General features: G+C 75.1%; 18 protein-coding genes. 12 read left to right on the top strand and 6 right to left on the bottom strand.

From position 1 onward, the window contains the following. Window positions 1-34 precede the first annotated feature (34 nt). Both ACLQ2V_RS05245 and ACLQ2V_RS05250 read left to right on the top strand, forming a co-directional pair. Window positions 35-2,305 (top strand): serine/threonine-protein kinase, encoded by a 2,271-nt coding sequence (locus tag ACLQ2V_RS05245; protein ID WP_425717216.1) that lies wholly within the window; start codon window positions 35-37, stop codon window positions 2,303-2,305. A gap of 88 nt (window positions 2,306-2,393) precedes the next feature. Then, window positions 2,394-4,067, top strand: a complete 1,674-nt coding sequence (locus ACLQ2V_RS05250) for a phospho-sugar mutase (RefSeq protein WP_425717217.1) — start codon at window positions 2,394-2,396, stop codon at window positions 4,065-4,067. An 85-nt stretch (window positions 4,068-4,152) separates the two neighbouring features. On the opposite strand, the gene ACLQ2V_RS05255 is transcribed toward ACLQ2V_RS05250, so the two are convergent. Together ACLQ2V_RS05255 and upp are read right to left on the bottom strand one after the other, a co-directional pair. After that, the gene (locus ACLQ2V_RS05255; protein WP_425717218.1) at window positions 4,153-4,830 is read right to left on the bottom strand and encodes a GOLPH3/VPS74 family protein; all 678 of its coding nucleotides are present in this window, start codon (window positions 4,828-4,830) and stop codon (window positions 4,153-4,155) included. A 128-nt stretch (window positions 4,831-4,958) separates the two neighbouring features. After that, complete coding sequence (gene upp / locus ACLQ2V_RS05260; protein ID WP_425717219.1) at window positions 4,959-5,591, bottom strand: uracil phosphoribosyltransferase; 633 nt, start codon at window positions 5,589-5,591, stop codon at window positions 4,959-4,961. A 196-nt stretch (window positions 5,592-5,787) separates the two neighbouring features. On the opposite strand from upp, the gene deoC reads away from it, so the two are divergent. From deoC to ACLQ2V_RS05310, 10 genes are all read left to right on the top strand, one after another. Then, a complete protein-coding gene (gene deoC, locus ACLQ2V_RS05265) occupies window positions 5,788-6,747 on the top strand; it encodes a deoxyribose-phosphate aldolase (protein ID WP_425717220.1) in 960 nt (319 codons plus the stop codon). Window positions 6,748-6,752: 5 nt separating this feature from the next. Next, entirely contained in the window at window positions 6,753-8,177 is a 1,425-nt protein-coding gene (locus ACLQ2V_RS05270) for an aldehyde dehydrogenase family protein (protein ID WP_425717729.1), read from the top strand. Further along, window positions 8,170-8,994, top strand: a complete 825-nt coding sequence (locus tag ACLQ2V_RS05275) for an aldehyde dehydrogenase family protein (protein ID WP_425717221.1) — start codon at window positions 8,170-8,172, stop codon at window positions 8,992-8,994. Before ACLQ2V_RS05270 ends, ACLQ2V_RS05275 begins: the two co-directional genes overlap by 8 nt. A 134-nt stretch (window positions 8,995-9,128) precedes the next feature. Then, window positions 9,129-9,629, top strand: a complete 501-nt coding sequence (locus tag ACLQ2V_RS05280; RefSeq protein WP_425717222.1) for a BlaI/MecI/CopY family transcriptional regulator — start codon at window positions 9,129-9,131, stop codon at window positions 9,627-9,629. Window positions 9,630-9,641: 12 nt separating this feature from the next. Further along, window positions 9,642-10,547, top strand: a complete 906-nt coding sequence (locus ACLQ2V_RS05285) for a M56 family metallopeptidase (RefSeq protein ID WP_425717223.1) — start codon at window positions 9,642-9,644, stop codon at window positions 10,545-10,547. Window positions 10,548-10,673: 126 nt separating this feature from the next. Continuing rightward, complete coding sequence (gene cydD, locus ACLQ2V_RS05290) at window positions 10,674-12,353, top strand: thiol reductant ABC exporter subunit CydD (protein ID WP_425717224.1); 1,680 nt, start codon at window positions 10,674-10,676, stop codon at window positions 12,351-12,353. Then, a complete protein-coding gene (gene cydC / locus ACLQ2V_RS05295; RefSeq protein ID WP_425717225.1) occupies window positions 12,350-14,374 on the top strand; it encodes a thiol reductant ABC exporter subunit CydC in 2,025 nt (674 codons plus the stop codon). The genes cydD and cydC overlap by 4 nt, the downstream gene beginning before the upstream one ends. A gap of 147 nt (window positions 14,375-14,521) precedes the next feature. Next, window positions 14,522-15,511 (top strand): DNA primase, encoded by a 990-nt coding sequence (locus tag ACLQ2V_RS05300; RefSeq protein ID WP_425717226.1) that lies wholly within the window; start codon window positions 14,522-14,524, stop codon window positions 15,509-15,511. A 15-nt stretch (window positions 15,512-15,526) separates the two neighbouring features. Beyond that, a complete protein-coding gene (locus ACLQ2V_RS05305; protein WP_425717730.1) occupies window positions 15,527-18,229 on the top strand; it encodes a transposase in 2,703 nt (900 codons plus the stop codon). A 246-nt stretch (window positions 18,230-18,475) separates the two neighbouring features. Then, window positions 18,476-19,702, top strand: a complete 1,227-nt coding sequence (locus ACLQ2V_RS05310; protein ID WP_425717227.1) for an ABC transporter substrate-binding protein — start codon at window positions 18,476-18,478, stop codon at window positions 19,700-19,702. A gap of 144 nt (window positions 19,703-19,846) precedes the next feature. Here the strand turns inward: ACLQ2V_RS05310 and ACLQ2V_RS05315 are convergent, their stop codons facing one another. The 4 genes from ACLQ2V_RS05315 to ACLQ2V_RS05330 all read right to left on the bottom strand — a co-directional run bounded on the left by ACLQ2V_RS05315 (window position 19,847) and on the right by ACLQ2V_RS05330 (window position 24,807). Continuing rightward, window positions 19,847-20,440, bottom strand: coding sequence for a GTP-binding protein (locus ACLQ2V_RS05315; protein WP_425717228.1), 594 nt, complete (start codon window positions 20,438-20,440; stop codon window positions 19,847-19,849). Between the two features lies 1 nt (window position 20,441). Beyond that, a complete protein-coding gene (locus tag ACLQ2V_RS05320) occupies window positions 20,442-20,822 on the bottom strand; it encodes a DUF742 domain-containing protein (RefSeq protein ID WP_425717731.1) in 381 nt (126 codons plus the stop codon). 104 nt (window positions 20,823-20,926) lie between these two features. Then, entirely contained in the window at window positions 20,927-21,331 is a 405-nt protein-coding gene (locus ACLQ2V_RS05325) for a roadblock/LC7 domain-containing protein (protein ID WP_117671056.1), read from the bottom strand. Further along, window positions 21,328-24,807 (bottom strand): nitrate- and nitrite sensing domain-containing protein, encoded by a 3,480-nt coding sequence (locus ACLQ2V_RS05330; RefSeq protein WP_425717229.1) that lies wholly within the window; start codon window positions 24,805-24,807, stop codon window positions 21,328-21,330. Before ACLQ2V_RS05330 ends, ACLQ2V_RS05325 begins: the two co-directional genes overlap by 4 nt. Window positions 24,808-24,831: the final 24 nt, after the last annotated feature.

Raw genomic sequence — 24,831 nt, forward strand, 5'->3', positions numbered from 1 at the left:
CCCAGCCCCCTCGATTTACCCCGGTGGCTTTTCTGTGACTCAGATCCCGACGTGGAGCGGCGGATCGATCAGTCCACCCCACGGACGCGCGGCGCCCGGCACCACCATCGGTGGTCGCTACTCGCTGCGGTCCGCGGTGGGCAACGGCGGCATGGGCACGGTTTGGCGTGCCACGGACACCCTGTTGCGGCGCGACGTGGCCGTCAAGGAGGTCATCCTCCCGCCGGGCCTGGCCCCGAGCGACCGCGACGCGATGTACGAACGCACCCTGCGCGAGGCCCGCGCCGCGGCGGCCATCCAGCATCCGGCCGTGGTCCAGGTGTACGACGTGGTCACCGAGGGTGGCCGCCCCTGGATCGTGATGGAGCTGCTGGACGCCCGCAGCCTGGCCGACATGGTCATCGAGGACGGTCCGATCGCGCCCCGCGCGGTCGCCAAGATCGGCATTGCCCTGCTCGGCGCGCTGGAGGTGGCACACGCGCTCGGCGTGCTGCACCGCGACGTCAAGCCGGCCAACGTGCTGATCTGCACCGACGGCCGGTGTGTGCTCACCGACTTCGGCGTGGCCAAGCTCCCGACCGACGTGCAGCTCACCACCCCCGGCATGGTGCTCGGCTCGCCGCACTTCATCTCCCCCGAGCGCGCCATGGGCCAGGAGTTCGGGCCGCCCAGCGACCTGTTCTCCCTCGGCGTCACCCTCTACACGGCGATCGAGGGGCGGCCCCCGTTCGACAAGGGCGACCCGATCGAGACCATGCACTCGGTGGTCGAGGACCCGCCGGCCACGCCGCAGCGCAGCGGCCCGCTGACCCGGGTGCTGATGGGGCTGCTGGAGAAGGACCCGGCCCGCCGGCTCGACGTGCACACCTCCCGGGCGATGCTGCGCGAGCTGCTGGCCGGCCCGCTGACCAGCAACGCCACCGCCGTCAACTCGGTGACCGACCCGTACGCGGTGGTGCCGATCGCGCCCCGGCCGCCGGTCGCGGTCAACCCGCCGCCGGCCCCCGAGCCGAAGCCCAGCGGGCAGATCGGCGGCTCGGCGATGCTCGCCCCCGGCGAGTCGCTGACCGACCGGCTGGCCGCGCTGCGTCGCGGCGGTGGGGCGAAGAAGGCCATCGCCGCCGCGAGCACCGCCCCGCTGGACGAGACCAGCGCCGACGCGCTGGCCGGGCCGCTGCACACCCCCACCGGGGCGATGCCCGCGCCGACCGCGACGCCGTCCGTCCCGGCCTCGACGCCGCCCGCGCCGACGCCGCCGGCCGGCCGGACGTACGGCGGCTCGTCGGAGGCCACCCAGCGGGTCGACTCGGCGAGCGCGCCGGAGGCCACCCAGCAGGTGACGTACGGCACCTCCCCCGACGCCACCCAGCAGGTGCCCTTCGGGACCCGCCCCGGCGTGAGCGGGCGGACGCCCTTCGGGGCCCGGCCGGGCCCCGCCCCGCGCGCGCCCTTCGGCGGGCCGGACGCCACGCAGCGGGTGCCCTTCGGCGGGCCGGACGCCGGCCAGCAGTCGGGTCACGCCGATGCCACCCAGGCGGTGCCGGGCTACGGCACGCCCGCCGCGCAGCGCCCCGGCGGCCAGTACGGCGGCGGGCAGTACGGCGGCGGGCAGTGGTCGGTCCCCGGCACCGGCCAGCCCTGGGCCACCTCGCCCGCGCCGGCCGACGGCCCCCCGCCCGGCGGGGTCGGCCGGGTCGTCGCCGGCATGCGGGGCTGGTCGCGCAAGGTGCAGCTCGCCGCCGCCGGCGGCCTCGTGCTGCTGCTGGTGGTGGCCGGTTTCATGATCTTCGGCGGCGACGACCCCAAGCAGCCGGGCCCACCGGCGGCGCCGCCCAACGCGGCCCCCGCCGCACCGCAGGAGGTCGAGATGGAGGAGCACTCGACCAAGGGCATCACGGTGCAGGTGCCCAAGGGCTGGGAGCGCCGCAGCGCCGGTGTCTGGGTGGACTTCATCGACCCGCAGGACAACGGCCGCAAGGTCCGCATCCTCGCCGAGGACTGGAGCGGCACGTCGCTGCGTTGGGCGGAGACCGCCGAGCGGGGCCTGCGGACCAGGTCGACGTCCTGCCCGAAGCCGTACAACCAGGTGTCGATGAGCGAGCAGCAGCTCGCCGGCCAGGCGGCGGCCCAGTTCGAATACACCTGCGGCGAGGGCGACGGCATGCGGCACGGCGTCTGGCGCGGCGTGGTGCACGAGGGGAAGGTCTACTCGTTCTACCTCTCCGCCACGGACGCCCGGTTCGCCGAGAGCAAGCCGATCTTCGAGAAGATGGTGACCTCGTTCAACTTCGGCTCCGGCGGCTGAGGCCAGGCGGGCCGGCGCGGGGCTCGGCCGGGTTGACCCCGGCGGGGCCGACGGGAGGTGGCGTTCCGCCGCCGTGCTATCAAGGGGCATGGCGGCGGAACCCACAGACCATGACGACCTTCGTGACCAGGCCCGACGGTGGCTCGACGACGACCCCGACCCGGCCACCCGCGACGAGCTGCGGGCCGTGCTCGACCGGCTGCCGGCGAGCGCGCCCGAGCTGGCCGACCGGTTCGCCGGGCCACTGACCTTCGGCACCGCCGGGCTGCGCGGCCCGCTGCGCGCCGGCCCGAACGGGATGAACCTGGCCGTGGTCACCCGGGCCGCCGCCGGGCTGGTCGCCTGGCTCGCCGACCAGGGCGGCACCGGCCCGCTGGTGATCGGGTACGACGCCCGGCACGGTTCCCGGGAGTTCGCCGAGCGCACCGCCCGGGTCGCCACCGGCGCGGGCCGCCCGGCGCTGCTGCTGCCCCGCCCGCTGCCCACCCCCGTGCTGGCGTACTCGGTGCGCCACCTCGACGGGGTGGCCGGCGTGATGGTCACCGCCAGCCACAACCCGCCGCAGGACAACGGTTACAAGGTCTACCTGGGCGCGGGGCTCGGCGGTGCGCTGGGCGCGGGGGCGCAGATCGTGCCGCCGGCCGATGCCGGGATCGAGGCGGCCATCCGGGCGGTCGGCCCGCTGGCCGAGGTGCCGCTCGGGCCGGCCGGGCAGGTGCTCGACGACGACCTCGTCGCCGCATACGTGCAGCGGGCCGCCGCCGTGATCGCCCCGGACGGGCCGCGCGACCTGCGGGTGGCGTACACGCCGCTGCACGGGGTGGGCGCGGCGGTGCTGACCGCCGCCTTCAGCCACGCCGGCTTCGGCGTGCCCGGCGTGGTGGCCGAGCAGGCCGAGCCGGACCCGGACTTCCCGACCGTCAGCTTCCCCAACCCGGAGGAGCCGGGCGCGGTGGACCGCCTGGTCGCGCTCGCCGAGCGCATCGACGCGGACCTGGCCATCGCCAACGACCCGGACGCGGACCGCTGCGCGGTGGCCGTCCGCGACGGGGCGGTCGGGTGGCGGATGCTGCGCGGCGACGAGGTGGGCGCGCTCCTCGCCGACCACCTGATGCGCCGGGGCGTCACCGGCCTCTACGCCACCACCATCGTGTCGTCGTCGCTGCTGCGGGCGATGTGCGCCGCGCGGGGCCTGCCCTACGACGAGACGCTGACCGGGTTCAAGTGGATCGTGCGGGCCGGGGGCGGCTCCGCGCCGCTGGTCTACGGCTACGAGGAGGCGCTGGGCTACTGCGTCGCCCCGGAGCACGTACGCGACAAGGACGGCATCACCGCCGCGCTGGTCGTCGCCGAGCTGGCCGCCGGGCTGAAGGCGCAGGGGCGCACCCTCACCGACCGGCTCGACGAGCTGGCCGCCGAGTTCGGCGTGCACCGCACCGACCAGCTCTCCGTCCGGGTGGACGACCTGCGGATCATCGCCGACGCGATGGCCCGGGTCCGGGCGGCCACCCCGACGGCGCTGCTCGGGCAGCCGGTCACCGAGTCGCGGGACCTGCTCCCCGTCTCCGACGTGGTGGTGCTGCGCACCGACTCGGCCCGGGTGGTGATCCGCCCGTCGGGCACCGAGCCGAAGCTGAAGGCGTACCTGGAGGTGGTGGAGCCGGTCGCGGACGGCGACGTGCCGGCGGCCCGGGAACGGGCGACCACGGCCCTGGCCGCCCTACGCGCGGAAATCGCCACGACCCTCGGCCTCCCGACGTAGCCCGCCAAGGTGATCAGGACGCCATGGACCCTAAACCGGCGCGGAAAGGTCCATGGCGTCCTGCTCACCGAAGCTTGGGCGGGGGTCAGGGGCGTTTGCCGAGGGCGGCGTCGACGGCGCGGCCCAGGGCGGTGACGACCAGCGCCACCGAGGGGCGCACCACCGAGACGTCCAGCCCCACGGTGCCCGAGAAGCCGGCCCCGCCGGCAATCTCCTCCAGCCGGGTGTGGGCGTCGCGGGCGGCGTCGCCGGTCAGGCCCAGCGCCGGCTCCATCCGCAGCACCGCGACCAGGGTGGCCAGGGCGGCGGTGCGCTCGTCGGGAAGCTGCCCGTCGGCCAGCGCCTCGGCCAGCCGCCGCCGGATGTCGGCCTCCACCGAGGCGTCCGTCGTCGGGTAGCGGTGCACGTGGATGAAGCCCAGCTCGGTCTCGTCGACGTCGCGGACCACGCCCTGGGCGACCAGCTCGCCGAGGATCCGGTCGCGCAGGCCGTGGCGCAGCCGCTGCACCCAGGACGACGGGGTGTGCGGGGTGTCGGCGGCCATCCGCCCCAACACCTCGTCGAGGTGCGGCTCGCCGGTCGGCGTCGGGTCGGTGACCACCAGGTTGCCCTCGGCGTACGCGACCCGGCCCGCCAGGGCCAGCTCGATCAGCACCGCCGCGGCCATGCCCAGGTCGAGGCTGATCCGGGGCATGGTCGCCTTGCCGGATTCATCGTCGTACGCCAGGAGCAGCAGCTCCTCGGCCAGCGCAACACCAGTCATGGCCCGAGACGCTATCGCCTGCGCGCACCCGGCGCGCCCCCCACTCACGCTTTCGGTCAGCGGGGGCCGCCTTCACCGCACTTCTCAGCAGCGGGGCATGCCGCTCTCAGCAGCGGGGCACGCCGCTCTCAGAAGCGGGGCATGCCGCCGAACTGGCGGTCGCCGGCGTCGCCGAGGCCCGGCACGATGAACTTGCTGTCGTTGAGGCCCTCGTCGATGGCGGCGGTGACCAGGCGCAACGGCAGGCCGGAGCGTTCCAGCCGCTCGATGCCGACCGGCGCGGCGAGGACGCAGAGCACGGTGATGTCGGTGCAGCCCCGATCGGCCAGCAGTCGGCAGCAGTGCTCCAGCGAGCCGCCGGTGGCCAGCATCGGGTCGAGGACCAGCACGGGCAGGCCGGCCAGGTCGCGGGGCAGCGACTCCATGTACGCCCGGGGCTCGTACGTCTCCTCGTTGCGGGCCAGGCCGACGAAGCCCATCGACGACTCGGGGAGCAGGGCCAGCGCGGCGTCGGCCATGCCCAGGCCGGCCCGCAGCACCGGCACCAGCAGCGGCGGGTTGGCCAGCCGGGTGCCCTCGGTGCCGGTGACCGGGGTCTGCACCTGGTAGTTCTCGACGGGGAAGGAGCGGGCCGCCTCGTACACGAGCATGGTGGTGAGCTCGTGCAGCGCGGCCCGGAACGAGGAGGAGTCGGTGCGTGCGTCCCGCATGGCGGTCAGCCGCGACTGGGCGAGCGGGTGGTCAATGACGTGTACGTCCACGGTCACTGAACCTACCGAACCGCCGGGTCGCCCGGTGCGGGTGCGGGCTGTGGCAGCGACGCCGCTCACCTGCCGGTGGGCCTCCCGGCACCGCCCGGCAGCGACGCGAGGCCGCGCCCGACGCCGCGCGGGAGGTTCGCGGGCCCGTCGAGCGTGACCAGGATCACCACCCGGGTCGATGCGTAGACTTCCGGGCATGACGGCGACAGCGACGTCGGCCCGGTCGGACCTCTCCGAGCTGGGACGATCCGAGACGGCCCTGCGGGCGTTCCTGCACGGCCTGCCCGGCGTGGACCAGGTGGGCGCGGAGCAGCGGGCCGCCCAGCTCGGCACCCGCTCCATCAAGACCACGGCCAAGGCCCAGGCCATCGACCTGGCCATCCGGATGGTCGACCTGACCACCCTGGAGGGCGCGGACACCCCCGGCAAGGTGCGGGCGCTCGCGGCGAAGGCGCTGCGCCCCGACCCGGCGGACCCGTCCTGCCCGCACGTCGGGGCGGTCTGCGTCTACCCGGCGATGGTGCCGCACGTCGCCGAGGTGCTGCGCGGCTCCGGGGTGCACCTGGCCAGCGTGGCGACCGCGTTCCCGTCCGGGCAGGCGCCGCTGGCGGTCAAGCTCGCCGACGTCCGGGCCGCCGTCGCGGCCGGCGCCGACGAGATCGACATGGTGATCAACCGGGGCGCCTTCCTGGCCGGGCGCTACGGCGAGGTGTACGACGAGATCGTCGCCACCAAGGAGGCCTGCGGCGACGCCCACCTCAAGGTGATCCTGGAGACCGGCGAGCTGGCCACCTACGACAACGTGCGGCGGGCCTCCTGGCTGGGCATGCTCGCCGGCGGCGACTTCATCAAGACCTCCACCGGCAAGGTCCCGGTCGCCGCGACCCTGCCGGTGACCCTGGTGATGCTGGAGGCGGTGCGCGACTTCCGGGCCGCCACCGGGCGGCAGGTCGGCGTGAAGCCGGCCGGCGGGATCAAGAACACCAAGGACGCGATCAAGTACCTGGTCATGGTCAACGAGACCGTCGGCGCGGACTGGCTGGACCCGGACTGGTTCCGGTTCGGCGCGTCCAGCCTGCTCAACGACCTGCTCATGCAGCGCACCAAGCTGACGACCGGCGTCTACCCCGGTCCCGACTACTTCACCCTGGACTGACCGTGATCTTCGAATACGCCCCCGCGCCCGAGTCGCGCGCGATCGTCGACCTCCGGCCGTCCTACGGTCTCTTCATCGACGGCGAGTTCGTCGACGGCGAAGAGCTCGACAAGTCGGTCAACCCGGCCACCGAGGAGGTGCTGACCGAGGTCACCTGGGCCGGCAGCGCCGACGTGGACCGCGCGGTCCGCGCCGCCCGCCGCGCGTACGAGACGGTGTGGGGCCCCATGCCGGGCCGGGACCGGGCCAAGTACCTGTTCCGCATCGCCCGGCTCATCCAGGAACGCTCCCGCGAGCTGGCGGTGCTGGAGACGCTGGACAACGGCAAGCCGATCCGGGAGTCCCGCGACGTCGACCTGCCGCTGGTCGCCGCGCACTTCTTCTACTACGCCGGTTGGGCCGACAAGCTGCCCTACGCCGGCTTCGGCGCGGACCCCCGGCCCGTCGGGGTCGCCGCGCAGGTCATCCCGTGGAACTTCCCGCTGCTCATGCTGGCCTGGAAGGTCGCCCCGGCGCTGGCGGCCGGCAACACGGTGGTGCTCAAGCCCGCCGAGACCACCCCGCTGACCGCGCTGCTCTTCGCCGAGATCTGCCAGCAGGCCGACCTGCCCCCCGGGGTGGTCAACATCATCACCGGGGCCGGCGAGACCGGCCGGGCCCTGGTCGAGCACCCGGGCGTGGACAAGGTCGCCTTCACCGGCTCCACCGAGGTCGGCCGGGCCATCGCCCGGACGGTCGCCGGCACCCGCAAGAAGCTCACCCTGGAGCTGGGCGGCAAGGCCGCCAACATCGTCTTCGACGACGCCCCGATCGACCAGGCCGTCGAGGGGATCGTCAACGGCATCTTCTTCAACCAGGGGCACGTCTGCTGCGCCGGCTCCCGGCTGCTGGTCCAGGAGAACGTCGCCGAGCAGGTGCTGGAGTCGCTGAAGCGCCGGATGGCGCTGCTGCGCGTCGGCGACCCGCTGGACAAGAACACCGACGTCGGCGCGATCAACTCCGCCGCCCAGCTCGACCGCATCCGCGCCCTCACCGACGCGGGGGCCGCCGAGGGCGCGCAGCGCTGGTCGCCGGCGTGCGAGCTGCCCGACCGCGGCTTCTGGTTCGCCCCGACGATCTTCACGGGGGTCACCCAGGCGCACCGGATCGCCCGGGAGGAGATCTTCGGCCCGGTGCTGTCGGTGCTGACGTTCCGCACCCCCGCCGAGGCCGTCGAGAAGGCCAACAACACGCCGTACGGGCTCTCCGCCGGGGTCTGGTCCGACAAGGGCTCCCGCATCCTCTGGATGGCCGACCGGCTGCGCGCCGGCGTCGTCTGGGCCAACACGTTCAACAAGTTCGACCCCACCTCGCCGTTCGGCGGCTACAAGGAGTCGGGCTACGGTCGCGAGGGCGGCCGGCACGGGCTGGAGGGGTACCTCAATGTCTGAGCGGGTCGCGGTACGCAAGACGTACAAGCTCTTCATCGGCGGGAAGTTCCCGCGCAGCGAGTCGGGACGGTCGTATCTCGTGCAGTCGGCGAACGTGTCTCTGGCCTCCCGCAAGGACGCGCGGGACGCGGTGGTCGCCGCCCGCGCCGCCGTGAAGGGCTGGTCCGGGGCGACCGCGTACAACCGGGGTCAGATCCTCTACCGGGTCGCCGAGATGCTGGAGGGCCGGCGCGAGCAGTTCGTCGCCCTGGGCGTGCCGGCTGACGAGGTGGACGCCGCGATCGACCGCTGGGTCTGGTACGCGGGCTGGTCCGACAAGCTCCCCCAGGTGTACGGCGGCGCGAACCCGGTCGCCGGCCCGTACTTCAACCTGTCGGCGCCCGAGCCGACGGGCGTGGTGGCGGTGGTGGCCCCGGCGGCCCCGGCGCTGCTCGGCCTGGTCAGCGTGATCGCCCCGGCGATCGTCACCGGCAACACGGTCGTGGTGGCCGCCTCCCCCGCGCAGCCGCTGGCGGCGGTGACCCTGGCCGAGGTGCTGGCCACCTCCGACCTGCCCGGCGGGGTGGTCAACATCCTCACCGGCGCGATCGGCGAGACCGCGCCGACGCTCGCCGCCCACCTGGACGTCAACGCCATCGACCTGACCGGGGTGACCGACCCGGAGCTGGCCACGGAGCTGGAGGTCAAGGCGGCGGAGAACCTCAAGCGGGTGCTGCGCCCGGCCCCGGCCGACCACGACTGGACGGCCGACCCCGGCGTGACCCGGATGACGACCCTGCTGGAGACGAAGACCGTCTGGCACCCCAAGGGCACCTGACCCTCTACGCACGAGGCCTTCGGGTGCAGTTCTTGTCACCAGGGCGACCAGAACTGCACCCGATGAAGGTGGCGAACCGGGCCGGCGGGGCAGCGGGGACGGGGGGTTTCTACTACGGGGGGTAGGATTGGGCGGTGACGCGGCTTGGGGAGCTTGAACGTGCGGTGATGGACGTGCTGTGGGACACCGTTCCGGGCACGTCGGACGGGACGACCGTGCGCGAGGTCGCCGACGCGCTCGACGGCCGCGAGCTGGCGTACACGACGGTGATGACCGTGCTCGACCGGCTCGCCGGCAAGGGCATGGTGCGCCGGCAGCGGGAGGGTCGGGCCTGGCGGTACCGGGCGGCGGCCACCCGCGAGGCGCACATCGCCCAGCTCATGCTCGACGCCCTGGACCTCGGCGGCAGCCGGGACGCCGCCCTGGTGCGCTTCGCCCGCTCGGTCACCGGCACCGAGGCCGAGGTGCTGCGCGCCGCGCTGGCCACCGAGGCGGCCAAATCCGCACCCGCCACCGACGCGGCCCGGTCCGCGCCGGCCACCGCCGGGACCGGGGCGCTGACCGACCGGGTCGAGGACCCGCGCGCGGGGCGGGCCGGGCAGCCGGCCACGGTCGACGAGGCCACGGAGCGGTAGGGGCCACCCGCCATGGCGTACGCCGTGCACTTCGCCGCGACGGTCCTGGCCTGTTACCTGACCGCCCAGGTCCTCGCCGCCGCCACCTGGACGTGGCGCAGCCCCCGGGTGGCGATCGTCTGCTGGCAGGCGGTCGGGCTCGCCCTCGGCCTCTCCGCGATGGGCCTGCCGATGGCGCTCGGCGTGGCCCCGTACGACCGCCCCACCGGCGGCGCGCTGCTCGCCCTCGCCACCGACCTGGCCCACGGCACCCTGCCGGCCGGGCTGGGCGTGGTCCACCTCGGCGGAGTCGGCGTCGGCGTGGGCATCGGGGCGGTGCTGCTGGCCACGACCGTACGCAGCCTCCACGCGGCGGTGCGGGCCCAGCGTCGGCACCGGGACCTGCTCACCCTGGTCGCCCGCCGGGATCCCGACGTGCCGGGGGCGCTGGTGCTGGACCATCCGAGCGCGGCGGCGTACTGCCTGCCGGGGATGCGGCCCCGGGTGGTGGTCAGCGCCGGGGCGCTCGACCTGCTCGACCGGGCCGAGCTGGAGGCGGTGCTCACCCACGAGCGGGCGCACGCCCACGAGCGGCACGACCTGGTGCTGCTGCCGTTCCTCGCGCTGCGCCGGGCGCTGCCCTGGTTCCGCTGGGTACGCGACGCCCACGACCGGGTGGCGCTGCTGGTCGAGATGCGGGCCGACGACAAGGCCCGGGAGCTGCACGCCGAGGTGCCCCTGGCCGGCGCGCTGCGGCGCTTCGCCGCCGCCGGCCACCGGATCGCCCCGGCCGGCACCCTGGGCCTGGGCGACCGGGACCTGGACGTACGGGTCCAGCGGCTGCTGGTCACCGGTCGGCCGCCCCGGCTGATCGGGGCGACCGCACTGGCGGTGGCGGCCACGCTGGTCGCGCTGCCGATCTCGCTGTTCCTGAGCTGACTCTTCCCGAGCTGACTCCTCCTGAGCCTGACCGCCCGCAGGTCACGCCGTCGGCCCTACTACGCTTCAGGCGATGAGCTGGTCGAGGTGGCGGGGACGAATCGACGGCAGGGCACCGGTATTCCGGTGAACCGCCGTCCCTTCGACCCGCGTCTGCTGCGCCGGGTCCCCGCGGCCCGGCGCGACTTCGCCGTACTCGCGGTGCTCGGCGGGCTGACCGCGCTGCTGATCGTGGCGCAGGCCACCGCGCTGGCCACGCTGCTGGCCACCGCGATCGACGGGCGGCTGGACCGGGCGGCGCTGGCCGGTTTCCTCGCCGCCGTGGCGGGGCGCGGCCTGGTCGCCTGGGGGCAGGGCACGGTGGCGGCGCGGGCCGCCGCGACCGTCAAGGCGGCGCTGCGGGAGGACCTGCTGGCCGCCGTGGGCCGGCACGGGCCCGGCTGGGTCGCCGGGCAGCGGGCCGGGCAGCTCGCCACGCTGGCCGGGCGGGGGCTCGACGCGCTGGACGCGTACTTCACCGGTTACCTTCCCCAGCTCGTGCTCAGCGTCACGGTGCCGGCGGCCGTGCTGGCCCGGATCGTCTTCGCCGACTGGGGCTCCGCAGTGATCATCGTGCTGACCCTGCCGCTGATCCCCGTCTTCGGCGCGCTGCTCGGCTGGCAGGCCCAGGCCGCCACGGAACGCCAGTGGCGGCGGCTGTCGCTGCTCGGCGGGCACTTCCTCGACATGGTCGCCGGGCTGCCCACCCTGCGCGTCTTCGGCCGGGCCCGGGGCCAGGTCGAGGTGGTACGCCGGATGGCCGACGGCCACCGCGAAGCGACCATGCGGACGCTGCGGATCGCCTTCCTCTCGGCGTTGGTGCTGGAGCTGGTCGCCACGCTGTCGGTGGCGCTGGTCGCGGTGCCGGTGGGCATCCGGCTGCTCGGCGGCGGGCTCACCCTCTCCACCGCGCTGCTGGTGCTGCTGCTCACCCCGGAGGCGTACCTCCCGCTGCGGGCGGCCGGCAGTCGGTTCCACGCCAGCATGGAGGGGCTCACCGCGCTGGACGAGGCGCTCACCCTCTCCGCCGTGGAGCCGGGTACGGCCGGCCGGGCCGCGTCGACGCCGGTCCCCGACGGGCGGGGCGAGATCCGGTTCGAGGGCGTGACCGTCGCGTACGAGCGCACGGTCGCGCTGCGCGACGTCACGCTGACCATCCGACCCGGCGAGCGGATCGCCGTCGTCGGCCCCAGCGGCGCGGGCAAGAGCACCCTGCTCAACCTCCTGCTCGGCTTCGTCGCCCCGACGCGGGGCCGGGTCACCGTGGACGGGGTCGACCTCGCCGACGTCGACTCCGACGCCTGGCGGGAACGGCTCGCCTGGGTGCCCCAGCGGGCCCACCTCTTCGCCGCGACGCTGGCCGACAACATCCGCCTCGGCGCGCCCGACACCCCCGACGACGCGCTCGCCACCGCGCTCTCCGCCGCCGCGCTGGACGAGGTGGTCGCCGCCCTGCCCGACGGGCTCGACACCGTGCTCGGCGAGCGCGGCCACGGCCTCTCCAGCGGGCAGCGGCAGCGGGTTGCGCTGGCCCGCGCGTTCCTCCGCGACGCCCCGGTGGTGCTGCTCGACGAGCCCACCGCCCGGCTGGACACCGCCAGCGAGGCGGTCGTACTCACCGCCACCCGCCGGCTGGTGGCCGGGCGGACCGCCCTGCTGGTGGCGCACCGGCCGGCGTTGCTGGAGGACGCCGACCGGATCCTGCGGGTCGAGGACGGCCGGGTCACCGAGCTGACCACGGCGCGGGCCGGGGAGCCGGCCCGATGAGCCGCGACGACCGGCAGGCCGCACCCGTGGACCGCGACGACGGGCGAGCCGGCGTGGTGGGCGGTGACCGTCTGGCCGGCGGCCCGCGTACGCCGGGGGTGACGCCCGCCGACGACGCGGTGGCGCCGCCGCTGCCGGCCGGGGTGCCCGGCCCGGTTTCGCCGGCCGACGCCCCGACGCCCGACGCGACCGCTGGGAGCGTCCGGGCCGCCGAACGGGTGGTGCTCCGGCTGGCCCGGCCGTACCTGGGGCGGCTCGTCGGGGCGGGGCTGCTCGCGGCCGCCACCGAGTTCGCCGGGCTGGCCCTGATGGCCACCGCCACCTGGCTGCTGATGAGCGCCGCCGGCCAGCCACCGCTGGACCGGCTCACCGTGGCGATCGTCGCGGTCCGGGCGCTGGCCATCGGCCGGGGGGTGTTCCGCTACACCGAGCGGCTGGCCGGGCACGACGCCGTACTGCGGATGATCACCGACGTCCGGGCCCGGGTCTTCGCCGCGCTGGTGACCCGCCCCGACACCGCCCGGCGGCGCACCGGGGACGCGCTGAGCCGGCTGGTCTCCGACGTGGAGGCGGTCCAGGACCTGTTGCTGCGGGTCCTCGTGCCGGGGGCCGCCGCCGCAGGCGTGAGCGTGCTGGCCCTGGCCGGGGCGGCGGCGGTCTCGCTGCCGGCGGCCGGGGCGCTGGCGCTGGGCCTGCTCCTCGCCGGGGTGGCGCTGCCGCTGGCCGCCACCGCGCTGACCCGCCGGGCCGCCGACGAGGTCGCCCCGCTGCGCGGCGCCCTCGCCACGGACGCGGTGGACCTGGTCCACGGCGCGGCGGACCTGGCCGCGTTCGGCGCGACCGGGCAGGCGCTGGGCGTCGCCGCCGGGCGGGCCCGGCGGCTGGCCCGGCTGGAACGGCGGCTCGCCGCGACCGGGTTCGCCGTGGACGCCGCCGGGGTGCTGATCGCCGGGGCGACCGCGGCGGGGGTGGTGGTGGCCGCGCTGCGCACCGACGTCGGCGGGGTGCTGGTCGGGGTGCTCGCGGTGGGGTCGCTGACCGCCGTCGAGGTGGCGCTGACCCTGGTCGGCGCGGCCCGGCAACGCACCCAGCTCCGGGCCGGCCTGATCCGGGTGGCCGCCCTGCTGGGCACGCCGGAGGGCAACGCCGCCGGCCCCTCCCCCGGCACCCCACCCACCGGGTCGGGCCCGGCGCGGCACGACGGCGAGACGGCGGTACCCGCGCGCCACGACGGCGAGACGGCTGCCCTCGCGCGGCACGACGTGCGCTTCGAGGAGGTGACCGTCCGGTACCGGGCGGGCGGGGCACCGGCGCTGGACCGGTTCACCCTGGACCTGCCGGCCGGCCGCCGAATCGCCGTGGTCGGGCCGAGCGGGGCCGGCAAGAGCACCCTCGCCGCCGTCCTCACCGGCACGGTGCGCCCCGAGGCGGGCCGGATCACCCTCGATGGGGCGGAGCTGTCGGCGTACCCGGCCGACGAGCTGCCGGGCGCGGTCGGCGGGCTGCTGGCCGAGGCGTACGTCTTCCACGCCACGGTCCGGGAGAACCTGCTGCTCGGCCGCCCCGACGCCGACGCCGACGAGCTGACCGCCGCGACCCGGGCCGCCGGCCTGCTGGACTGGGTGCACGCCCAGCCCGCCGGCTGGGACACCGTCGTCGGCGAGGAGGGCGGGCAGCTCTCCGGCGGGCAGCGGCAGCGCCTCGCGCTCGCCCGCGCGCTGCTGGCCGCGCCGGGGGTGCTGGTGCTCGACGAGCCGACCGAGGGCCTCGATCCGGCCGCCGCCGACGCGGTGCTGGCCTCCGCGCTGGCCGCCACCCCGGCCGGGCACTCGGTGCTGCTGATCAGCCACCGGCTCAGCGGGCTGGCCGGCCTCGACGAGATCGTGGTCCTCGACGCCGGCCGGGTGATCCAGCGTGGCCGGCACGCCGAGCTGGTCGCCACGGCGGGCTGGTACCGGGACCAGTGGCTGCTCCAGGAGGCGGCGGAACGCGGCTACCTGGCCCTGGCCCCCCGCCGCTGAGTGGCCCGCCGCCGACCGCGTCGCGGCGCTCCCCGACGTCCCCACCGGTCCACCCGCCGGACGGCGGACGGGGTGCGGACGACGGTCCCCGGGGTGGCCCACTAGGGTATGTGCCCAGAGTCACTCGGCGGCCGGAGACGCCGCCGGGTGGGCAGCCCGAAGCACACGGAGGTCAGCGTGGCCCGCCAGTCGCCCCAACGGCCCGACGCCGACGAGCCTGAGCTCGACGACACCGACGGCACCGTCGAAGAGGTCGAGGAGGAGGTCGAGCGGCCTGCGGCGCAGGACGTCGACCGTTCGCTCTGGGACGAGGTGCGCATCGACCCGGTGGAGATCGCCCTGCCCGCCGGCACCGGCTACACGCTGCGGGCGTACCGGCCGGCGCGGGAGCTCACCCCCACCGACGTCGCCGAGCGCGACGCCGACGACCCCTTCCTGGCCCGCCGGCAGGCCGTCGAGGCCGAGGACGACGACGAGGTGGTGATCCTCGACGAGGAGGTGGCCGCCGAGTTCGCCGAGGCCGACGAGGACGACGGCAAGGCCCGCCGCAAGGACGCCAAGGACTCCGCCAAGGACGCCAAGGACTCCGCCGACGACTCCGCCGACGACGAAGAGCCCGAGGACGAGGACGAGGACGAGGAGGACGGCGACGAGGAGGTTCCGCTCTTCCTCAGCCACCGGGGCAAGCTGCTGTTGTTCAAGACGCCCGAGGCCCTGGTCAGTTTCGTCCAGTCGGGTGCGCCCAACGACATGTCTCAGCTGGACGGGTGGAATGAACTGGCGGATCGGCTGACCCCCGCCGACATCGCCCCGCTCGCCGAGGACACCTACGAGTTGGACCTGGTCGTGGAGAACCTGCGCGGCGGGCACGACACCTGGGACGCCCCGCTGCTCATCCAGGCCGGCGAGGCCGCCCGCGACGTCGCCTATGCGCTGCGGCTTCCGGCCGTGCTCGACATGCTCTCCACCGGCTCCAGCCTGGACGACCTGGACGAGGCGCTGCGGTCCACCGTCAACGGTGGGATCGGCGGTTTCCTCGGTCGGCGGCGGCTGAAGAAGATCGGGGCGCAGACGGCGAGTCTCGGTTGGCGCACCATTGTCGGGAAGATCTCTGCGGTCGTGGACTGGCGCGACTGACGCGTTCCAGGGAGCATCAGTCTCTGGCAGAGAAAGAGCCCAGTCCGGGAGGAGGACGACGCCGTGGCGCTCGTGCGCGTGTACTGCGGTTTGGCCTCGGCGGAACCGGCCGACCGAACGGCCTCGGCCGGTCCGACGCTGACGTCCGCCGTGGTCGACGACGCAGGCCGGCTGCTGCATGTCTGCGAGATCGGCGACAGCCCGGCCGGCTACGCCCGGCTGGTCGCGCTGCTCGTGGAGCGGTCGGGCGGGCCGAGCGGGGCGGCGATCGCGGCCGACAGCGACGACAACACCGTCACCTCGCTGCTCAGCGCCGCCGGGCGGCCCCTGGCGATCGCCGACGACGACCTGGTGGACGACTTCGCCGAGCGGTTCGCCGACGACGACTCGCTGGAGGAGATGCAGTCCCCGCCGGCCGAACGGCGGGCGGTCGGGCTGGCCCGGGCCCTCCAGGCCGGGGCGCTCTCCGCGGTCAGCCTCCCCGCACCTCGGGACCTCGCCGGCTACAAGCAGGTCCTCGCGGCCCACGCCGCGCTCGCCAGCGGTCGGCACTCCGCCGCCGCCGCGCTGCGCGAGGTGCTGCGCGAGCTCTACCCGGCCGCGCTGCGCGCGTACCCGGACCCGGCCGAGCCGGTCGCGCTGGCGGTGCTGGACGCGCTGCCCGAGCCCGGCATGCTGGGCGGGACGATCGCCCGGGGCCGGGAGGTCTCGGTGGCGGCGGACGCCATCGCCGCCCACCTCGCCGCAGACGGGGTGGCCGACGCCGAGGAGATCAACGAGGCGGTGACCGCCCTGCGGGTGGCCATCTCGGAGACCCCGCGTCGCGCGGCGGTCAGCCGGGCGCTCACCTCCGCCGTGGCGGAGACCGTCCGTCAGGCGGTCGCCTCGGTGCGGGCCTGCGACGCGGGCTGCGAGGCGCTGGTCAGCGCGCTCGGCGCACGGGTCACCGCCCCGGCGGTGGCACCCGGCCGCCGGGCGGCCGCCCACCGGGGCGAGCCGGCCACCGAGCTGACCGGCCTCGCCGGCGTGGGGACCGGGCTGCGCTCGCTGCGGCCCACCGAGCCCGAGCCGGTCGGCCGGCGCAGCCGACCCGAGCCGTTGCCCGGCGGCAGCATGCCCGCCCCGCCCCGGCCACTCAGCCCGCCGCCGGTCGCGCCGGAGCCCGTGACCCCGCCGCCGGTCGCCCCGCGCCCACTCACCCCCGCCGCCAAGGCCACCACGCCCGGCGCCGCCGAGCAGACGATGGGCGAGGCACGCCGGGTGGACGGGCCGACCAACCGGCCGGTCTCCGCCCCGCCGCCCCCGCCGCCGGGGATCACCCCGATCGCACCGACCCAGCGCGAGCGCGGCTCGGTGCCGCCGGCCGAGGCCGGCGAGCCGTTCCGGCCGACGTTGACCACCGCCGCGATCCAGCACGCCCGGGCGGAGCGGCAACGCACCGTCATTCCGCCCCGGCCGAAGACCACCGGCGAGGCCGCGCCGCCCACCGGCGGCTTCAGCGTCACGGACCTGAGCGTTCCGGTGCCGACCCCGCGTCCCGGCCAGGAACCCGCGCCCTCCGCGCCCCCGGGCTCCCGGGCGAACTGGCCACTGGTCAGCAACCCGGAGGACCCGTCCGACAGCGCCGCCGACAACCCGGTCGCCCGGTCCTACGAGGACCGGGGGGCCCGGCAGATCGACGGGCCGACGCAGTTGGTCTCGACCGAGGGCCGCATCACCCCGCCGTGGCTCGCCAACGACCTGCCCCAGGAGCCGCCGATGCTGCGGCTGGTCGAGCCGCCGCCGCTGGCTGACCGGGCGCTGCGCCCCGGGTCGGGCCAGGACGGTGAGCCGCACCTGGAGACGCCGCCACTGCGGCTGGTCGACCGGGGGGATCCCGCCCGCGCCGACCGCCCCGAGCCGCAGCCCCACGCCGACCGTCCGGCAACGGACCACCTGCCGGAACGGCCGGCGACGGACCGCCTGCCCGATCGGCCCGGGATGGACCGCCTTCCGCAGCGACCGGCAGCGGAGCGGCCCTCGATGGACCGGCTGCCCCAACGACCGGCAGCGGAGCGCTTCCCGGAGCGGCCGACGACGGACCGCCTCCCCCAGCGGCTGACGGCGGACCGGCAGTCCGACCGCCCGGCCACGGACCGGCAGTCCGACCGGCCGACGACGGACCGACTGTCCGAGCGGCCCGCGTTGGAGCAGCGCGTCGAGCGGTCGGAGTCGGAGCAGTGGCCGACCCCGGTGCAGCCGCCGCGCGCCGCGCCGATGGAACGGCGTACCCCACCCATCTCCGCCGAGGGCGACGGCGACTTGCTGATCTTCGCCGCTGCCAGGTCGGCCTGGTTCGTCGGCCAGGACGACGAGGCCGAGGTGGAGTGGGCGAGCACCGCCGACACCGGGTGGCAGGCCGCCGAGCAGGCCGCCCGGCCGGCCGTGGGTGCCGAGACGAAGGCCGGGCTGCCGAAGCGGGTGCCACAGGCCAACCTGGTCCCGGGTTCTCCGCTGCGTGAGGAGCGTCCGCTGCGGATAGTCCGCGACGCGGCGAGCCTGGCCGAGAACACCACCGGCTACTTCCGCGGCTGGCGTCGCGGGCAGGAGATCGGCGGGTTCGCGGTCGGCGGGCGACCGGGCCGCGAGGCGGCCGGTGGCTGGGACTTCACCCGCGACACCGGGGACCGCGACGACGACCGGGAGTACGAGTACCGCTCCGCCGGCTACCGTTCCTGACCTACCGCGCCCGGTACGCGGCCTCCGCGTACCGGGCCCGACCCCACCGCGACCGGTCCGGATCGGGTGGCACGGTCGGACCGGGCCGGCCGATCCGGGCCCGGAAATCCGCACCGGCGACGCCCGGAAACCGCCTCTCACCTGCGTGTTCATTCCCACAGGCCGTTGACGCCGACCCCCGGGGCCGGGAGCATTCCCGGCGTAACGCCGGCGGCGGATGTCGCCGGGGTGGGAAGGCGACGGCACATGGCGGCACCGGCAAGCGACCCGGCCACACTCGACCGGCGGAAGGTGCTCGCGGCCACGGCCAGCGCCCTGCTGCTGACCGCCTGTGGGCGCGGCGAGGCGGAGGACGACGAGCCCGCCCGTGGCGTCACCACGGCCGGCGGTAAGGACCTGGTGCTCGGGGTCAGCCTCGAGCTGACCGGGGCGGGTGCCGCCCTCGGCGTGCTCCAGGAGCGGGCCCTACGGATCAGCCTGGAGTCGCTCAACGCCGACGGGGTCCCCGTGGGCAACCTGCGGCGGAGCATCCGGCTGGAGATCCGGGACAACGCCAGCGACCCGCGCCTGGCCGCCCAGCAGGCCACCGAGCTGATCCGCCGGGGCGGCGTGCACGCCCTGCTCGGCGGGACCCTCACCGAGACCTCCGCCGCCATCGTCGAGGTCGCCCAGCAGTTGCAGACCCCGTACGTCTCCCTGGCGCACGGCGACGGTATCGTGCTGCCGCTGGCCCAGCGGACCTACATCTACAAGCTGACCCCGGACGCCGCCGACGTGGCCCGCCGGCTGGCCCGCCTCATCGCGTCGCAGGGGCTCGAACGGGTCACCCTGCTGGCCGCGTCCGGGCTGCACGGCAACTCGGGCGTACGGACGATGTCAGCGGCCCTGCGGACCGTCGGCCTGAAGCCCGGCGCGGTCGTCCGGCTGCCCGACGCCGCGGAGAGCTTCTTCCCGGCCGCCCAGCGGGTGGTGGCGGCGAAGCCCGACGCCGTGGTGATCTGGGGCACCGCCCCCGATACGGGTGCCGCCGCGCAGGCGTTGCGCCAGTCCGGGCACAGTGGGCCGCTCTACCTGGACTCGGGCGGCATCGCCGAGGAGACCCTCGACGGCCGCAACGCCGCCGCCCTGGAGGGCGCGTACGCGGTGCACCCGATCTGCCTGGGCGGGTCCACGCTGACCAACACCACCATGGCGGCGCTGGCCCGGCGGGACTTCGTGTACCGCTACATCCAACGCCACGGCGGGTTCAGCGGCTTCGCCCCGTACGCCTCGGACGCGCTGCAACTGATCGCCAACGCGGCGCGGCAGGCGTCCAGCGTGGACCGGGGGCGGCTGCGGGCGTACCTGCAGACCCAGGTCATCGAGGGCATCGCCGGGGCGTACTCGTTCGCGCCGATCCGGCACGGCGGCATGGACCGCAACTCGCTCGGCGTCTACCGGGTCGACCACGGTGGCTGGGTCCGGGTGTCCTGAGCCGTGGCCGGCTCTCCGGGCCCGGCGCGGGCCGGGGAACCGGGCAGAACCGGCCGGGGCCGGGCAGAACCGGCCGGGGCCGGGCAGCCGGAAGCGCCCGGCGACCCGGTGTGGTGCCGGGCGGCCGGGCGCGTCCCGGGTGGGTCAGGCCGGGGCGACGGCGCGCGAGCGGCGCATCGTCAGCACGTACTCGACCAGCGAGATCAGCACGTGCTTCGTCGACTCCCGGTTCCGGGCGTCGCAGGCCACCACCGGCACGTCCTGCGAGATCGCCAGCGCGTCCCGGACGTCCTGCGGGTTGTGGTACTGCATCCCGTCGAAGCAGTTGATGGCCACCAGGTACGGCAGCCGCCGGTGCTCGAAGAAGTCGATGGCGGCGAAGCAGTCGGCCAGTCGACGGGTGTCGACCAGGACCACCGCGCCGATGGCGCCCCGGACCAGTTCGTCCCACATGAACCAGAACCGCGTCTGGCCGGGGGTGCCGAACAGGTACAGGATCAGGTCCCGGTCGATCGAGATCCGGCCGAAGTCCATCGCCACCGTGGTCGTCGTCTTGCCCGGCACCTGCCGGGTGTCGTCGACGCCCACGCCGGCCGAGGTCATGATGGCCTCGGTGGTCAACGGAGTGATCTCCGAGACCGAGCCGACCAGCGTCGTCTTACCGACGCCGAACCCACCGGCGATAACGATCTTCGCCGATGTCACCCGGCCGCTCGGTGCGGGCGGGCGGTGCGACATGTCAGAGCCTGCGAAGTCCACTCAGCACCCTCTCCAGCAGTTCAGTGCCCACCGCGTCGTCGGAGTCGTCCAAGATGGTCGGCTCGTGAACCGCGACCAGGCCGTCCGTCGCCATGTCGGCGATGAGCACCCTAGCCACACCGAGCGGAAGCTGCATGCGCGCCGCGATCTCGGCGAGCGACTGCACACGTCCGTCACACAGCGCGGCGATGTACTGGTGCTCGCGGCCTTGGCCGCCGTTGCCAGTGGCAGCGGCGGTGCGGCCACGCACCGTCGTTTCGACGAGCGCCTCCAGCGCGATGTCCAGCCGGGGGCGGGTACGACCGCGGGTCACGGCGTACGGACGGACCAACGCGCCGGTCGGCTCGTCACGATCGACCATGTCGCCGCTCACCTCCCTCGTCCCTCGTACCGGCTGGGCCCCGGAGGGGAACCCGTCGTCGTCCTTGTCGTTGCTGTTCGGCCCGACCCACGGATCAGCGCGGGTCAGCCCATCATGCCCACAGCCGCACGCGGCTGCGGGGTCAACGCGTCGCCCACCCGGTCGACCAGGAGGGCCATCTCGTAGCCGACCTGGCCGACGTCGCAGCTACGGGCGGCGAGCACGGCGAAGGACGAACCATCCGAGATGGACATCAGGAACAGGAAGCCATTGTCCATCTCGACCACGGTCTGCAACACCGCGCCACCCTCGAAGCAGCGAGCCGCCCCCTGGGTCAGGCTGACCAGCCCGGACGCGATCGCGGCCAACTGGTCGGCCCGGTCCCGTGGGAGGTCTCGTGACGACGCGAGGAGCAGGCCGTCCGCGGAGACGGCGACCGCATGCGCGACACCCGGCACCCGGTCGGCGAAGTTGGCCAGCAGCCAACCGAGATCCTGCGTAGTTGTCATCGTTGTTGCTCCTTCTGCCCGCTCCCGGCCACCGGGCCTGAGCCAGACTGCGAGGATTGCTGCCCTCCCGGAGTCGCCTCCGGGCTGGTCGGGGTGCCGTCGGGTTGGGTACGCCCGCGCTGCACTCCTCGATGGTAGGCCGAGAGGAGGCCGCGCACGCCCTCCGGCGTACGGCGCTGAACGGCGATGGCCGGCTTCTCGACCGCGCCGGGAACTAGTTGGGCCATCGGCACCCGCTTCGGCAGGCCCTGGCGGGTTGTCTCCGCCACCGGGACCTCGGTGGCCGCCGAGGCGGCCCGCCATCCGTCGTCCGCCGCGGTCTGCCACGCGGCACCCGGCCGCCTGGCCGCCAGCGGCTCGCCGTGACCGGGGCGGACGCCACCGTTGGCCGTCGACCCGTTGTCGCGCGGCGACCCTCCGGCCATCGTGCTGTCTGCCATCGGTGCGTTACCTGTAGTCCCTGGTGCTGGTGTCTGTACGGCCCGGCCGGTGGCGTCGACCGCGGAGAACTGTTGGGTCACCGCACCGTTCGGGTAGGCCGGGGCCTCCTCGGTCGGCCCCGGCTGGGGCGTGCCGAGCGTCTCGTCGGCACCCTCGCGGCGGGTGCGGAACCAGGCCGACTCGAGCTCCCGGAAGATCGGCAGCTCCATCGTCTCGTCCGCGTACCGCTGCGCCTGTGCCGGGGCCGTCGACCGGGCCGGCGGCGTCGACGGCGCGTCGTCGCGCGGCATTCGGGGCAGCTCGGTGGTCATGTCCAGCGCGGCGGCGAGTCGCTCGGGCACCGGCGGGGCGGCCGGCTCCCGCTCGGCCGGGGCCACTGGCGGCCAGGCCGGCGGGGCGGGCTGCCCCTGGCCGGTCGGAACCGGCCGGCTCGGCAGCGGCGGCGCGGAGGCCGGCTGGCCGGAGACCGGCACGCCGGAGACCGGCACACCCGAGACGGGCACGCCGGAGACCGGCACACCCGAGACGGGCACGCCGGAGACCGGCCGGCCGTAGACCGGGGGTGCGGAGACCGGCGGCGGGGTCCAGCCCCGGGTCTCCGGGCTGCTCGGCAGCTGCCGAGGGATCGTCGGCTGCTGGCCCGCACCGGGCTGGTCGGCCTGACCGGCGCGGCGCTGCGGCAGCGGGTCGATCTGCTGGCCGTGGGAGGTACGAGGGCTGAAGCGGTCTGCGCCCCCGGCCCCGGCCAGGTCGCCCCACGCCGGCATGGAGCGGGGCGCGTCGGCGGGGCGGCCGTTGCGTGCGGCCGGGTCGAAGGTCCGACCGCCGAGGGTGACCTGGTTGCCGGAGTGTCCCGGCCGCTGCCCCGCCGAAGTCGACGGGCCGTTACCGAAGGCCGCGAACGCGCCCAGGGCCGGGGGCGCCCCGGCCGACTGCGGGCCGCCGGCCTGCGGGGAGCTGGCCTGCGGGAGGCTGGCCTGCGGGGGGCTGGCCGACTGCGGGCCGCCGGCGGAGGCCGGCAGGGCGGGGAACTGGTTGCCCCGACCGGAGAGCGCCCGTGGCACCAGCACCGACGTCGGCATGGTCACGTCGGCGACCGTGCCCCGGTCCGCGCCGGGCCGCAGCTCGACCCGGACGCCGTGGCGCGACGCCAGCCGGGCGACCACGACCAGGCCCATCATCCGGGAGACGGCCACGTCCACCTGCGGCGGCGTGGCCAGCCGGTCGTTGAGCTCGTGCAACTGGTCGGCGCTGATGCCGATGCCCCGGTCCTCGACGTAGAGGGAGGCGCGGTCGCCGACCCGGCGGGCCTCCACCATCACCTGGGAGTCCGGCGGGGAGAAGGCGGTCGCGTTGTCGAACAGCTCGGCGACCAGGTGGACCAGGTCGTTGACCGCGTGCGCGGCGACCTCGATGTCCCGGTCGATCACCCCGAACTCGATCCGGGTGTAGTGCTCGACCTCGGACTGGGCGGCCCGCAGCACGTCGATCAGCGCCGCCGGCTCGCGCTGCACGCGGGTGGAGTCGGCGCCCGCGAGCACCAGCAGGTTCTCGTCGTTGCGGCGCATCCGGGTGGCCAGGTGGTCGAGCTGGAACAGCTCGGCCAGCCGGTCCGGGTCCTCCTCGCCGCGCTCGAGCCGGTCGAGGTGGCCGATCAGCCGGTCGACCAGGATCTGCGAGCGCCGGGCCAGGTTGACGAACATGGTCGCGACGGAGGCGCGCAGCGCGGCCTGCTCGGCCGCCGTCCGCACGGCCTCCAGGTGGACCGCGTTGAACGCCTCGGTCACCTGGCCGAACTCGTCCTTGCTGCGGACCGGCAGGGGCTCGGCGATCTGGTTGGCCAACTGGACCGGGGACTGCTGGCTGGACAGCTGCGGGTCGCGCAGCCGGGCGACCGCCTGCGGCAGCCCGTACTGGGCGATGTGGAACGCGCCCTCGCGCAGCTCACGCAGCGAGCGGGCCATCGAGCGGGCGACCAGGTAGGCGAAGAGGATGGCCAGCAGCAGCATGCCGAGCAGCAGGCCGGTCTGCACGAACACCGTGCGCTGCACGTCGGAGCGGAGCGCGTCGGCCTGCCGGACCACGTCGCCGTCGAGCTTCGCCTCGACGGTGCGGATCAGCCGGGCGTTGGCCACCATGGCCGCGTCCCACTGGTCGGCGCCGAAGGGTGCGTCGACCATGCTGCCGTTGATGTTGCCGTCGATCCAGCCGGTGTAGTTCTGGGCCTCGCGCCGGTCGCCGCCGGAGACGGTCTGGTCGTGCAGGTCCGACTCGGCGGAGTTGGCGACCGCCTTGAAGCTCTGCAGCGCCTGCTGCTGGCCGGTGCCGCTGGCGATGTAGTCGGTGCGCAGCACCGGGGTCAGCTCGCGCTGGATCAGCGCCCGGTGCACCACCACCCGGCGGACCGAGAGGTATTCCTTCTCGCGGGCCACGGCGGCGGCGGCCCGCATCCGGTCGCTCAGGTCGTTGTCGCCGGCGAGCTGGGTGCCGGAGTCCCGCACGGCCAGCAGGTCGTTGATCAGGCCCTCGTACGCCTGCATCGCGTCGATGATCTTCAGCTTGCCGTTGAACACCTGGCTGCGGGTGCCGGAGAGGTCCTTGAGGTTCTGGTCGATGCCGTCGAGGAGCGTGTCCAGGCTGCCCGGCAGGTCCTCGACCTTGGCGCGCTGTTGCAGGTAGGGAACCTTGGCCTGGTCGACCCGGCTGTTGACCCGGTTGTACGCCTCCTGGTACTGCGCCTTGGCCTGCTCGCCGTTCGCGCCGAGCAGCAGCACCGCCGAGGTGCGCTCGTCCTGGAGGGTGTTGACCAGCTCGCCGGAGTGGTTGACGAGGGTGGCCAGGTCGCCCGAGCGGTTGGCGTTGTCGAGGTTGTCCAGGTTGTCGACGAGGCCACTGGTGCCGACGACGATCGTCGCGATCGTCGGCACGATCATGATGAGACCCAGCTTCGACCAGATCGGCATGTCGCGGAGCCGATCGGCCGGCCACCGCAGTCGCGACAGGAAGGAGCCCGCCGTCCTTGGCCGTTTGCTCACGTCACCGCCCTCGCGATCACAGCG

This window comes from Micromonospora sp. DT233 (assembly GCF_049841815.1).
Lineage (GTDB): Bacteria > Actinomycetota > Actinomycetes > Mycobacteriales > Micromonosporaceae > Micromonospora.

Excerpts from the sequence above, each read along its gene's own strand:
- ACLQ2V_RS05250 (WP_425717217.1), top strand. The coding sequence starts at position 2,394 with ATGGCGGCGGAACCCACAGACCATGACGACCTTCGTGACCAGGCCCGA.
- cydC (WP_425717225.1), top strand. The coding sequence starts at position 12,350 with ATGAGCCGCGACGACCGGCAGGCCGCACCCGTGGACCGCGACGACGGG.
- ACLQ2V_RS05320 (WP_425717731.1), bottom strand. The coding sequence starts at position 20,822 with ATGGTCGATCGTGACGAGCCGACCGGCGCGTTGGTCCGTCCGTACGCC.
- ACLQ2V_RS05315 (WP_425717228.1), bottom strand. The coding sequence starts at position 20,440 with ATGTCGCACCGCCCGCCCGCACCGAGCGGCCGGGTGACATCGGCGAAG.
- ACLQ2V_RS05255 (WP_425717218.1), bottom strand. The coding sequence starts at position 4,830 with ATGACTGGTGTTGCGCTGGCCGAGGAGCTGCTGCTCCTGGCGTACGAC.
- ACLQ2V_RS05275 (WP_425717221.1), top strand. The coding sequence starts at position 8,170 with ATGTCTGAGCGGGTCGCGGTACGCAAGACGTACAAGCTCTTCATCGGC.
- ACLQ2V_RS05285 (WP_425717223.1), top strand. The coding sequence starts at position 9,642 with ATGGCGTACGCCGTGCACTTCGCCGCGACGGTCCTGGCCTGTTACCTG.
- deoC (WP_425717220.1), top strand. The coding sequence starts at position 5,788 with ATGACGGCGACAGCGACGTCGGCCCGGTCGGACCTCTCCGAGCTGGGA.
- ACLQ2V_RS05310 (WP_425717227.1), top strand. The coding sequence starts at position 18,476 with ATGGCGGCACCGGCAAGCGACCCGGCCACACTCGACCGGCGGAAGGTG.
- ACLQ2V_RS05325 (WP_117671056.1), bottom strand. The coding sequence starts at position 21,331 with ATGACAACTACGCAGGATCTCGGTTGGCTGCTGGCCAACTTCGCCGAC.